The sequence below is a fragment of the Allobosea sp. 47.2.35 genome (assembly GCF_024655635.1).
GTDB lineage: Bacteria > Pseudomonadota > Alphaproteobacteria > Rhizobiales > Beijerinckiaceae > Allobosea.
In genome coordinates this window covers 1-12,225 of the sequence record NZ_JANLGI010000032.1, presented here as the reverse complement: position 1 = coordinate 12,225, position 12,225 = coordinate 1, and the positions used below count along the sequence as shown (strand labels likewise).

The window sequence follows — 12,225 nt, the reverse complement described above, 5'->3', positions numbered from 1 at the left end:
AACGCAACCAGCGTCGCCAGAGTTCGGTGACGGAATAGCCAGTTTGGCCGAAACAATCGCCGGGAACGGCGCTATGAGCGGCAAGGCAATTTGCGCCTTGCCGCTCATCAGAATCACTTCGCCTTCTGGAGCTTGGTGACGGTGATCTGGCCGTTGACCCTGTCGGCGTCGAACTTGATCTTGTCGCCGGTCTTCAGCCCTTTCAACATGGCGGGATCGCCAGCGCGGAACACCATCGTCATGGCGTCCATGTCGAGGTTCTTGATCGCGCCATGGTTGATCGTGAGCTTGCCTTGAGCCTCATCGACCTTGGTGACGGTGCCGCTGACCGACTGCGCGGCGGCCGGCAATGCGACGATCAGGAAGGCAAGGGTGGCGGCAGTCTTCAGCATGGGACGCTCCTTTCGCTGAGGTTGCTTACTTGACGATGATCTTGCCGGTCATGCCCGCCTCGCGGTGACCGGGGATCAGGCAGGAGAAATCGAACTCGCCCGGTTTGGTGAAGGCCCAGACGATCTCGCCGGCCTTCTTCGGCGCGAGGCGCTTGGCGTTCGGATCGTCATGTTCCATGTCGGGGTTCTTCTGCATCGCGACCGCGTGCTTGAGGTTCTCCTCCAGCGTCGCCAGGACGAGCTCGTGATCCAGCTCGCCATTATTGCGCAGCTGGAAGCGGATCTGCTCGCCGCGGCGGATCTCGATGCGATCGGGAATGAAGGACATCTTGCCGTCCTTCTCACTCATCACGACCTGAACAGGCCGCGCCGGCTTCTTCGGATCGCCCGGCTTGCCATAGGCGGCCTCGCCGCCATGGCCGGGATCGGCCAATGCCGCTCCTGCAGACAAAGCCATTGCAGTGATGACGACGAGCGAATTTGCCTTGAGAATCCCAGACATGCAGTTCTCCTGAGTGAGTTCAACGATTTCAATGATTGCCATGGGCGCCAGCCTTGTTGGCGACCATGGGTTTGCCATCCGGGCCTAACCGGGGCTTGCGCGGATCCTTGACCTGCCATTCAGTCGGCTCAATGCCGCTGTCGGGGGAGGCGCCGCGCGCCGCCTCGGCGAGCTTCTGGCCCTTGTACTCAAAGGCGACGGTTCCTTCGGGATGCTTGAACCAGCCGGGATCCTTGTAGTCGTTCTTCGCCAGCCCCTCGCGGACCTTCACCACCGAGAACATGCCACCCATCTCGATCGGGCCGAACTGACCGAAGCCGGTCATCATCGGCAGGGTATTCTCAGGCAGCGGCATTTCCATCGAGCCCATCTCACCCATGCCGTTCGAGCCCATCGGCATGTAGCCGGGTGCGATCTTGGCGATGCGCTTGGCGAGGTCCTTCTTGTTCACGCCGATATAGGTCTTCACCGAGTGCCCCATGGCATTCATGGTGTGGTGGGATTTGTGGCAGTGGATCGCCCAGTCGCCCGGCTCGTCGGCGACGAAATCGAAGGCGCGCATCTGGCCGACGGCGACGTCGATCGAGACCTCGTCCCAGGCCGCCGCCGGATCGACCCAGCCGCCATCGGTGCACGAGACCTTGAACTCGTAGCCATGCATGTGGATCGGGTGGTTGGTCATGGTCAGGTTGCCGAAGCGGATCCGCACCTTGTCATTCTTGCCGACGACGAAGGGGTCGATCCCCGGAAACACCCGGCTGTTCCAGCACCACAAATTGAAATCAGTCATGGTGTTGACCTTCGGCACATAGGAGCCGGCCTCGATGTCGAAGGCATTGAGCAGGAAGACGAAGTCGCGGTCGACGCGCCGGAACGCCGGGTCCTTGGGATGGACGACGAAGAAGCCCATCATGCCCATCGCCATCTGGACCATCTCGTCCGAATGCGGGTGGTACATGAAGGTTCCCGAGCGCCTTAGCTGGAATTCGTAGACGAAGGTCTTGCCCGGTGGGATATGCGGCTGGGTCAGCCCGCCGACGCCGTCCATGCCGTTCGGCAGGCGCTGGCCGTGCCAGTGGACGGCGGTGTTCTCCGGTAGCTTGTTGGTGACGTAGATGCGGACCTTGTCGCCCTCGACCGCCTCGATGGTCGGGCCCGGCGACTGGCCGTTATAGCCCCAGAGATTGGCCTTCATGCCGGGGGCGAGCTCGCGCACCACCGGCTCGGCGACGAGATGGAACTCCTTCCAGTCGCCATTCATCCGCCAAGGCAGCGACCAGCCGTTCAGTGTCGCGACCGGCTGGTAGTCCGGTCCCGTGGTCGGCACGAGTGGGGCCTGCGTCGTTGCCTCCTTCATGGTCGGGGCTTCGGGGACCGCCGCGAAGGCAGCGCGCCCCGATACAGCTGCCGCCCCAGCCAGAACGAGTCCGGACGAACCGATGAAGCCTCTGCGAGATAGGGATGTCATGTCGGGAAGCTCCTTCAGTGCCCGCCGCCGGCGTCGCCGCCGCTCGCTGCCGCGACGGCGGCCGGGCCGCCACCTCCGCTGCCACCGCCGATCATGGCGTGCTTGAAGTCGGTATGGGCGATCCAAAAGTCGCGGCGGGCATTGATCGCCGCGACGTTCGACAGAATGCGGTTCCGGGCGTCGGTAATCAGATCGGTCACGTCAGTGAGCATGCCACTGTACTGCAGCAGCGACTGATCCAGGATGATCTTGCGCAGCGGCAGCACGTTGTTCTGGTACTGCCGGGTGATGTCGTAATTGGCACGGTAGGCGGTGTAGGCCTCGCGCGCCTCGGAGCGGATGTTCACCGCCTTTTCCGCCAGCTTGTTGGCGGCCTGCATGTAGCTCTGCTCGGCGAGCGCGACCTTGGACTGGCCGAAATCGTAGATCGGGATGTCGATCTCCAGTTCCAGCGTCCGGCTGCGGCTGCTTTCGCGCTCGACATGGCCATCTTCCGTGATGACACGCCCACGATCGTAGGTGCGGCGTCCCAGCAGATCGACGTCGTTGACGAAGCGCGTCGCCTGGGTGAGCCCCAGCGACTTCGCCAGCACGTCGAGATCGGCGCGTGCGATCCTGAGATCGATGCGCTTGCGTAGCGCTTCCGCCTCGACCGCCTTGACCGATTGCAGTCGCGGCAGCGGCGGTAGACTACCGACGCGGAACTTCAGATCATCGCCCCAGAGTCCGAGCTGGCGGACGAGGCGCTCGCGCTCCTGGCGCTGCTGCTGGTGGGCCTGGGCGAGCTGCACGGTCAGCTCCGCCTCGAAAGCGAATTCGCGCGCCTGGTCGATCTTGTTGACGCCGCCGGTCTCGCCGAGCCGCTTGAACAGCTCGGAAGCCGCATCAGCCGAAGCCTTCGCCTCCTGATAGAAGGCGACTTGGGCATTGGCTGCGGCCGAACGGTAATATTGGCGGCGGGTGTCGGCCGCGAGTTTCAGCACCGCCTCGGCCGTGCGCAACTGTGCCGTCTGGAAACGCTCGCGGGCGATCTCGGCACGCGCCGGCAGGGTTGCCAGCGCCAGCAGGCTGCCGACGATCTGGCGCTCGATCTCGACTTCGAAGCGGCCGGAAAGCTTGGAGATACCCAGCCGCGGATTGGGCGGCAGGCTCGCCGCGACCATCTGCGCCTCGGCCATGCCGAGTTCGTTGAAGGCGGCCTGCAGGCCGCGATTGTTGAGCAGCGCGACCTGCACAGCCGCATCCGCGGTCAGCGGCTTGCGCAGCAGCTGATCGATCCGCGCCTTCGCCGTGAGCGCGGCCTGATCGTCGCCGATCTTGGTCACGTCCTTGCCGATATCGGCGTAAGTCGCGGCCTGGATCGGCGCCATGCCGCCATCGGCAGAAAAGCTAGCGCAGCCTCCCAGCAGGGCCGCCGTGCCGGCGAGCAGCCCGAAACGGAACAGCCGACGGGCATTCAATATCGCTGGAGCGGTCAAGGCTGTCCTTCCCCGGATAAAATTGATCGCTGAAATGGATACGGCAGGCGAAGTCATGACTTCGGGCCGACGTCACGGTTGAGTTCGTGCCAATCCTTGGGCTCGGCCGGGCGGTATGTGGCGGCGCCAGCCGTCACGCTGCGATATTGGACGGCAGGGACGCGGATATTCGGATCAGCCGGCTTGGCAAGATATTCGGGAACGGGTGTCAGCGAACAGGCGCCTAACGCCAGCCCTATACCTGCCAGGAACGGCACCTTCACGAACGTCACGATTCGGCTCCTCGCGTTTCGATGGCATAGGGGTAGCAGCGCACGCCCGGAGGCGTCCGTTACAAATTGTATCAAAGCAACGCGGGCGGCACGGCGGTAAGCGCGCTATTGTGCAGTCGTGCAAAGGAAGAAGCGCCACCGCCCCGATGGGCTTGTTTCGGGAAGCCGAGCGAAAGATGGATCAAGATCCAATCAAAACGATCGCCGAAGATCACGGTCATATTCTCGTGGTAGACGATGACCCGCAGATCAGGCTTCTGGTCTCACGTTTCCTCCAGCGCCATGGCTATCAGGTCACCGGGGCACCGGACGGGCGCGTGATGATGGATGTCGTGGCCCGCACCAGCTTCGACCTGATCGTGCTCGACCTGATGCTACCTGGCCGTTCCGGTGTCGAGCTTTGCCGCGACGTCCGCATGACGTCCCAGGTGCCCATCGTGATGCTGACCGCCCGCAGCGAGGAGAGTGACCGGATCATCGGCCTCGAAGGCGGGGCGGACGACTATGTCACCAAGCCGTTTAGCCCGCGCGAATTGCTGGCTCGTATTCGAGCCGTCTTGCGCCGCACTCGCTCGCGCAACGCCACTGAAATCCGACGTTCCGAGATCGTGTTGTTCGATGGCTGGTCGATGGATCTGCGCCGCAGAGAGCTGCAATCACCTTCCGGGACATTGGTCGATCTCTCAACCGGTGAGTTCGACCTTCTCGTCGCCTTTGTGGAACACGCCAACCGTGTGCTGTCGCGAGAAGCCTTGATGCAATTCGCTAAGGCCCGAAGCAGCGGCGACCCATTCGATCGTACGATCGACGTCCAAATCAGCCGGCTGCGGCGGAAGCTCGAAGCGGTGACGAATGGCAGCCAGCTCATTAAGACCGTCCGTGGTTCCGGCTATGTATTCGCGTCGGATGTCCGCATTCGGGAAGGGCAGTCCGCTTGAGAAAATACATCGAGCGTCTTTGGCCTGATACGGTCGCCAGCCGCGCCATCATGATCCTGGTGGCCGCACTCCTGGCATTCCATCTGCTCGGCTTCTGGGCCTATCGCGTCGGCTTCGAGAGTCTGGCGATGGCGGCCCGCGACCGTGGCCTCGCCGAGCACATCGTTTCGATCAAGCGAGCAATCGCAAGCACTTTTGATGCGCCGGAACGCGATCGCGTCGCTCACGACTTGTCGAGCGCTAGCCTTGAGGTTCACTGGAGCAATGTCAGCCTGGTGCTCGGCAACGCGCCGGCGACGGAACGGGCGCAGATCATGGAAGCGCGCCTCAAGGAGCTGGCGCCCGAACTTGCCGCGGAGTCGTTCCGGGTCGGCTTCGCCGATGACGGTGCCTTGGGAAGTGGAAATGCCGATGCCTACCGACACATGATGCTGGTCTCGGTGCGCTTGACCGACGGCTCCTGGGTGAATTTCTCGTCGTCCGCCCTTGGAGCGAACCCACATATCGACTGGAGCGTGATTGCAGTCACCATCTGCTTTGGCGTCGGCATCGTCGTTGTCGCGCTACTACTGCTTCGCTGGGCAACACGACCGCTGCGCGATCTCGCCATCGCGGCCGAGCGATTCAGCATAGATCAGACGCCGCAGCCGCTTCCCGAAAACGGACCGATCGAGGTGCGTCGCGCCGCGCGGGCCTTTAACACCATGCGCGAGCGCATCCAGCGCCTCGTCACCGAGCGCATGCAAGCGATGGCGGCGGTCTCACATGATCTGCGAACCCCGATCACCCGCCTCAGGCTCCGTTCGGAACTTCTCGACGACGACGCGACCCGCGATCTGATCGACGCCGATCTCGGGGAGATGGAGGCGATGATCGACGCCACGCTGGAATATCTGCGTGGCGGGGTCTCCAGCGAAGCGATCCGACCGATCGATCTCGCTTCGGTCATCGAGACCATCGTCGACGATCATCTCGATCAGGGGCATCGAGTCGCGTTGATCGGCCTCACTTCCGCTCCGGTGCTGGGGCGCGTGCTCTCGCTGAAGCGCGCTTTCTCCAATATCATCGGCAATGCCATCAAATATGGCCATACGGCCCGTGTCACGATTGCCGAGGCCGGAGACCATATCGCTGTCACCGTCGAGGATGAAGGGTCGGGCATTCCGCCGGCGGATATGGAGCGCGTATTTCAACCCTTTGTGCGGCTTGAGGAGTCCCGAGGCCGCGAGACGGGCGGCACCGGCCTGGGGCTCACCATCGCGGCATCCGTGATCCAGACCCACAGTGGGCTCATCAATTTAGCCAACCGCGCGGCCGGCGGCCTGTGCGTAACAATTACCTTGTCGAAAGCGGGCCTAAGTAGCGCGTCATCGGTCAGCGACGCCGGCCAGGCGCCAGCGTTATCACGGGTACTCTGGAGCTGAGCGCCATCGCGCTCAGCTCCGTATGATTGATCTCCAATCGCTACTGAACGATCGTCTCTGCCAAACTGCTTGAGGAAGGCTATCAGCTCGGCGATCTCCAACTCGTTCGGATGCCGGCCTGGGCTGCGGCGGGAGACGACGAGCCGCCAGCGACGCCCATAACCCCCAGCGTCAGCGGCGGTTCGCGAGCGCTTCTTGCCGCCAAGACAGTGTTCTATATTTCTAGAAGTACGAATTGCCTTCCGCGCGTGCTTGGGGCAAGCTCCGTCTATGCTAAACACTCAAAACGCCGCCCCTCAGCTGGAGGCCCTCGGCAACCCAACCCGGTTGTCGCTCTACCGCCTCCTGGTGAGGGCGGGACATCCCGGCTTGTCAGTGGGGCAGTGCCAGCAGCGCCTTGAGATCGCAGCGTCCACGCTATCGCACCACCTGAAGACGCTGATCATCGTAGGGCTGGTCAGTCAGGAACGCGATGGCACCACGCTGATCTGCCGGGCGAACTTCGACCGCATGAACGAACTGGTCCAGTTCCTCATCGCCGAATGCTGCGCCGACGCCGGGTGTGGCTCCGAGCAGACTGCCGCATAAATTTTTTCGACCATATTTCAGTATTTCCGGTTTCACGGGAGGATGCGAAGGTGGCAACCAAGACGATCGCGATCATTGGAGCCGGCCCGGTGGGTCTCGCCGCGGCAGCCCACGCCACGGAACGCGGCCTCATCCCGATTGTTCTGGAGCGCGGCCCGGCGGCCGGACATGCCATCCGGCAATGGGCTCATGTTCCGATGTTCTCACCCTGGGCCTTCAACATCGATAAGGCGGCGGAGCGCCTCCTCGAAGCGTCGGGTTGGACGCGCCCCGACCCGGATCGTTACCCAACTGGCGGTGACCTGATTTCGCATTACGTCGCCCCTCTTGCCGAACGGCTACGGGATCGGATCAAGCTCAATGCCGAGGTGATCTCGGTTTCCCGGGCTGGCTTCGACAAGGTCAAGACGGATGGCCGCGAGGCAGTGCCGCTGCTGGTGCGCTATCGCGACGGCGGTACGCCGGCGAGCTTGGCCGTCGATGCCGTCATCGACGCTTCCGGCACCTGGTTCTCGCCGAACCCGGCTGGGGTCGGCGGCTTGCCGGCAATCGGCGAGATCGAAGCGACCGAGCATATTGCCTACGGGATGCCGGACATCTCCGGGGAGGCCCGATCGCGTTATGCCGGGAAACAGGTCGCGGTGCTCGGCGGAGGCCATTCGGCCATCGGCACCCTCATCGCGCTATCCGAGCTTCAGGCCGAGAATCCCGCAACCAAGATCACCTGGCTCTATCGGGGTCCGATCCTGGCGAAGGCATTCGGTGGCGGCGCCGCCGACCAGCTCTCCGCCCGCGGCGAACTCGGTCTCCAGATCGCGGATCTCGTCAAGCAAGGCCGCATCAGGACCCACACCGGCTTTCGTCTGGAACAGATCGAGCGCGATGCCTCCGGTCTGCGCTTGATCTCAAACGACGAACGCAAGCAGGCCGTCACCGTCGACGAACTCATCGTCGCGACCGGCTTCCGCCCGGAACTGGCTCTCCTGCGCGAGCTGCGCGTCGAGCTCGATCCGGCGCTCGAATGCCCGCCGAGCCTGGCGCCGTTGATCGACCCCAACGTCCACTCCTGCGGAACGGTGCGTCCGCACGGTGCCGCCGATCTCGCCCATCCGGAACCTGGCTTCTACATCGCAGGCATGAAGTCCTATGGCCGAGCGCCCACCTTCCTGCTCGCGACGGGGCATGAACAAGTCCGCTCGATCGTGGCTGAACTCGCCGGCGATCACGCCGCGGCCCGGCGCGTCGAGCTCGTCTTGCCGGAGACTGGCGTTTGCAGCGCGACGCCCGGCGGACCGTCGGCTTCGACGTCGAGCTGCTGCGGAGGGCCCGCGCCTGTGGCCGTCGATGCCTGCTGCGCCGATGACGCGGTTGCCAAGCAATCCGGGAAGGCAGGATGCGGATGCTCGTCCAGCTCCCGCGAAACCACCCGTGAGACGGCCGAAGTCTGATGTCCAGTCTGTCGCTGCCTATACCCGCTCCCACCGGAGGGCGTGGTCTCGCGTTGATCACGGCGCTCGGCGTCACTCAGGTCGCTGGCTATGGCGGCCTGTACTACGCCTTCGCCGTACTGGCTCCGAAGATGACCGAAAGCTTCGGCTGGTCTCCGGAGTGGACATATGGCGGGTTCGCGGCCGGGCTGCTGATCGGCGGACTTATCGCGCCCGTCGCTGGGCGATTGATTGATCATTACGGCACCCGTCTGATGATGACCCTCGGGTCGGTGCTTGCCGGCCTCTCGCTTCTCGGCTTGGCGGAAGCGCGCGGTCCGGTTGGCTATTTCGCGGCCATGATCGCTCTGGAGATCGTTTCGACCCTCGTCCTCTATGATGCAGCGTTCACGGCGCTGACGCAGGCACGCGGCCCGGGCGCAAGGCGCGCGATCAGCCAGCTCACCTTGATCGGGGGCTTCGCATCGACGCTGTTCTGGCCGTTGACGACTGCCCTGCTCAACTCCTTTGACTGGCGCGACATCTACCGGGTCTATGCGGTCGTCCAGATCGCTCTGTGCGCGCCGCTGCATCTGTTGCTGCTGCCGGGTCCGATCCATCGCACGGCGAGTTCCGTGCCCAGCGCCGACGCCGCAGATGCCTCGCAGGTCAGGTATCTTGAAGGGAACGATCGGCGGAGCGCCTTCGCCCTGCTGGCATTGGCATTCTCGCTTCAAGGCTTCGTGGTATCGGCAATGTCGGTCCACATGCTGACGATGCTGCAAGGGCTGGGGCTGAGCGCGGCTGTCGCTGTCGGCATCGGCGCCATGGTCGGTCCCTCCCAGGTTGCGGGGCGCCTGATCGAAATGCTCTTCGGAACCTCGATCGACCCCGTCACGACCGCCTGGACCTCCGCCGCATTGATGCCAGTCGGATTCGTTCTGCTGACAATCGGCGGTTCCGCGGCCGGCCTCGCGGGTCTGTTCGCGATTGCCTATGGCATCAGCATGGGACTGAGCTCGATCGTACGCGGCACGGTCCCCCTGAAGCTCTTCGGCCCAGCCGGCTATGGGGCGATGTTGGGCAAGCTCTCCGCACCCGGACTCGTCGTAAAGGCTGCCGCGCCGCTCCTCTTCGCCATGCTGCTCGAACGTGCCGGATTGATGCCGAGCACGCTGCTCCTGGTCGCCCTGTCCGGGCTGGCAGCGGCTGCAATGTATGCTCTGGCGCGCAAGCTGCGCTGAGCTCTGTTCCGGATATCAAGGAGAACCCTCATGCCAATGCGTGAGCTGACCGATCTTTCCTCGCTTCCAGCCCTCAAGCCCGAGTTCGCAATGAGGCGGCCCGCCGAAGGGCTGCCCGATCCGCTCGGTCACCCCCCGCGCATCCTGTTGCTCTACGGATCCCTGCGCGAACGCTCATTCTCTCGGCTCGCCGTCGAGGAGGCTGCGCGCCTTCTGACGCTATTCGGGGCCGAGACGCGTATCTTTGATCCGTCCGATCTTCCTCTGCCGGACCAAGTCAAGGGCGACGACCACCCTGTGGTCCGGGAATTGCGCGAGCATGCTCTCTGGTCAGAGGGGCAGGTTTGGTGCAGCCCTGAACGCCACGGGCAGATCACCGGCGTAATGAAAGCGCAGATCGATCACCTGCCGCTGGAGATGGGCGGCATGCGCCCGACCCAGGGACGCACGCTCGCCGTAATGCAGGTGTCGGGCGGCTCCCAGTCCTTCAATGCGGTCAACACGCTTCGCCTGCTCGGGCGCTGGATGCGGATGTTCACGATCCCCAATCAATCGAGCGTCGCAATGGCCTACAAGGAATTCGATGAGGCGGGGCGGATGAAGCCGTCGTCTTACTATGACCGCATCGTCGACGTGATGGAGGAGCTGGTCCGCTTCACCCTCTTGCTGCGGCCGCATGCGGAGACGCTGGTCGACCGCTACTCCGAACGGAAGCAGAAGCAGATCGTCGTTGATCCGACGACGGACATGTCGGCTATCGCCATCGCTCACCAGCGTCGCCGGTCGGCCTGACGGCCGCTTCGGCTCTCTCAACGCCAAGCCGGAATGCCCGCTATCCAGGGCCGTTCAGCTTGCAATACATCCATATATCCACTAACTTGGATACATGGAATCAGAGCAGATTATTTTGGGGCTCGCAGCTCTCGCGCAGCAGACCCGCCTCGACGTGTTTCGCCTGTTGGTGAAGCATGAGCCGGAAGGTCTGCCCGCGGGAGAAATAGCCCGCCGCCTTGCCGTGCCGCAAAACACCATGTCGTCGCACCTGGGCATCCTGGCTCGGGCCAAGCTGGTCCGAACCGAACGCCAGAGTCGCTCCATCATCTATCGAGCGAACCTGGTGGCGGTGCAGCACCTCGTCACCTTTCTGCTGAACGATTGCTGCGGCGGACGGACGGAGATCTGCGCTCCGGTGGTCGCGGCGCTCTCGGCTTGCTGCGCCTCCTCTTCGGCCGCGACCGAGATTGAGGAACACGCCTAGACCCCTCCCCCGACCGGCTCTGCGCCTCTCGATAGGCGGCTCGCGCCTTGCCGCCGGAGCACGAAACCTCTGTGCCGGAGTTACTTCAGATGGACGTCGTCATCTACCACAACCCCGATTGCGGGACCTCACGGAACACGCTCGCAATGATCCGGAATGCTGGGGTCGAACCGCACGTCATCGAATATCTGAAATCGCCGCCCTCGCGCAGAATGGTGCGCGAACTCGTCGATCGCGCCGGCCTTACGCTGCGCGAGGCGCTACGTGAAAAGGGAACGCCTTACGCCGAGCTTGGCCTGGACGATCTCTCGCTCAGCGATGAAGCCCTGCTCGACGCAATCGAGGACCATCCCATTCTCCTGAATCGCCCCTTCGTGGTGACGCCGAAGGGCGTCCGACTGTGTCGCCCGTCCGAGCGGGTGCTCGACCTGTTGCCGCCGCAGCGCGGTGAGTTCCGCAAGGAAGACGGCGAGCTTGTCGTTGATTCATCCGGCCGTGTCCTCGCGGGAGCCTAACAGCCATGTCGACCTTCGAACGCTACCTCACCCTTTGGGTCGCCCTGTGCATCGTCGCGGGCATCGCGCTCGGCCACATTGCGCCCGGCGTCTTCCAGGCGATCGGCGCGGCTGAGATCGCCAAGGTCAACCTGCCAGTGGCGGTGTTGATCTGGTTGATGATCGTGCCGATGCTCCTGAAGATCGATTTCGCAGCGCTCGGCGAAGTCGGGCGCCACTGGCGCGGCATCGGCGTCACCCTCTTCGTCAACTGGGCGGTCAAGCCCTTTTCGATGGCCGCGCTCGGCTGGTTCTTCATCTCCTACCTGTTCCGGCCTTATCTGCCGGCGGATCAGATCAACAGCTACATCGCCGGCCTGATCATCCTCGCGGCGGCGCCCTGCACGGCGATGGTCTTCGTCTGGTCGAACCTGACGAAAGGCGAGCCCCTGTTCACGCTCAGCCAGGTCGCCCTCAACGATGCGATCATGGTGGTCGCTTTCGCGCCGATCGTGGCCCTGCTGCTGGGCCTTTCGGCCATCACCGTGCCGTGGGACACGCTGCTGCTGTCGGTGGTGCTCTATATCGTCATCCCGGTGATCGTGGCTCAGCTCCTGAGGCGTCAGCTCCTCGCGAGCGGCGGACCGGCCTCACTCGACCGCGTGCTCGGGGTTCTCGCTCCAATTGTCAAACGGCCCGCAAAGTTGCCCCCCGATCGGCGTCCAATGTTGACCCCTTGA

Annotated in this window: 13 protein-coding genes and 1 pseudogene; 9 read left to right on the top strand and 5 right to left on the bottom strand. The window is 63.7% G+C overall.

Annotated elements, in window-relative coordinates; genetic code table 11:
- Positions 1-113: 113 nt before the first annotated feature.
- The 5 genes from NUV79_RS23585 to NUV79_RS23565 are packed head-to-tail and all read right to left on the bottom strand — an operon-like array spanning position 114 to position 4,112.
- Positions 114-392 (bottom strand): copper-binding protein, encoded by a 279-nt coding sequence (locus NUV79_RS23585; protein WP_257735514.1) that lies wholly within the window; start codon positions 390-392, stop codon positions 114-116.
- A gap of 25 nt (positions 393-417) precedes the next feature.
- Positions 418-894: a cupredoxin domain-containing protein gene (locus tag NUV79_RS23580; protein ID WP_257735513.1), complete on the bottom strand. Its 477-nt coding sequence runs from the start codon at positions 892-894 to the stop codon at positions 418-420.
- A 28-nt stretch (positions 895-922) separates the two neighbouring features.
- Positions 923-2,362, bottom strand: coding sequence for a multicopper oxidase family protein (locus NUV79_RS23575; protein ID WP_257735512.1), 1,440 nt, complete (start codon positions 2,360-2,362; stop codon positions 923-925).
- A gap of 14 nt (positions 2,363-2,376) precedes the next feature.
- Entirely contained in the window at positions 2,377-3,840 is a 1,464-nt protein-coding gene (locus tag NUV79_RS23570) for a TolC family protein (RefSeq protein WP_257735511.1), read from the bottom strand.
- A gap of 53 nt (positions 3,841-3,893) precedes the next feature.
- Positions 3,894-4,112, bottom strand: coding sequence for a hypothetical protein (locus tag NUV79_RS23565; protein WP_257735510.1), 219 nt, complete (start codon positions 4,110-4,112; stop codon positions 3,894-3,896).
- 176 nt (positions 4,113-4,288) lie between these two features.
- Between NUV79_RS23565 and NUV79_RS23560 the strand changes: the two genes are divergently transcribed.
- The 9 genes and pseudogenes from NUV79_RS23560 to NUV79_RS23520 form a co-directional block, all read left to right on the top strand.
- Complete coding sequence (locus tag NUV79_RS23560) at positions 4,289-5,050, top strand: response regulator (protein ID WP_257735509.1); 762 nt, start codon at positions 4,289-4,291, stop codon at positions 5,048-5,050.
- Positions 5,047-6,474, top strand: a complete 1,428-nt coding sequence (locus NUV79_RS23555) for an ATP-binding protein (protein WP_257735508.1) — start codon at positions 5,047-5,049, stop codon at positions 6,472-6,474. Before NUV79_RS23560 ends, NUV79_RS23555 begins: the two co-directional genes overlap by 4 nt.
- A gap of 270 nt (positions 6,475-6,744) precedes the next feature.
- A complete protein-coding gene (locus NUV79_RS23550; RefSeq protein ID WP_257735507.1) occupies positions 6,745-7,062 on the top strand; it encodes an ArsR/SmtB family transcription factor in 318 nt (105 codons plus the stop codon).
- A gap of 50 nt (positions 7,063-7,112) precedes the next feature.
- On the top strand, positions 7,113-8,510 hold the full coding sequence (locus tag NUV79_RS23545) for an NAD(P)-binding domain-containing protein (protein WP_257735506.1): 1,398 nt from the start codon (positions 7,113-7,115) through the stop codon (positions 8,508-8,510).
- Positions 8,510-9,733, top strand: a complete 1,224-nt coding sequence (locus NUV79_RS23540) for an MFS transporter (protein ID WP_257735505.1) — start codon at positions 8,510-8,512, stop codon at positions 9,731-9,733. Before NUV79_RS23545 ends, NUV79_RS23540 begins: the two co-directional genes overlap by 1 nt.
- Positions 9,734-9,763: 30 nt before the next feature.
- Entirely contained in the window at positions 9,764-10,525 is a 762-nt protein-coding gene (gene arsH / locus NUV79_RS23535) for an arsenical resistance protein ArsH (RefSeq protein WP_308218246.1), read from the top strand.
- 94 nt (positions 10,526-10,619) lie between these two features.
- Positions 10,620-10,991 (top strand): ArsR/SmtB family transcription factor, encoded by a 372-nt coding sequence (locus NUV79_RS23530; RefSeq protein ID WP_257735504.1) that lies wholly within the window; start codon positions 10,620-10,622, stop codon positions 10,989-10,991.
- Positions 10,992-11,080: 89 nt separating this feature from the next.
- The gene (arsC, locus tag NUV79_RS23525) at positions 11,081-11,506 is read left to right on the top strand and encodes an arsenate reductase (glutaredoxin) (protein ID WP_089174918.1); all 426 of its coding nucleotides are present in this window, start codon (positions 11,081-11,083) and stop codon (positions 11,504-11,506) included.
- A gap of 5 nt (positions 11,507-11,511) precedes the next feature.
- A pseudogene (locus NUV79_RS23520) lies at positions 11,512-12,171 on the top strand (arsenic resistance protein); the annotation flags it as partial.
- Positions 12,172-12,225 lie beyond the last annotated feature (54 nt).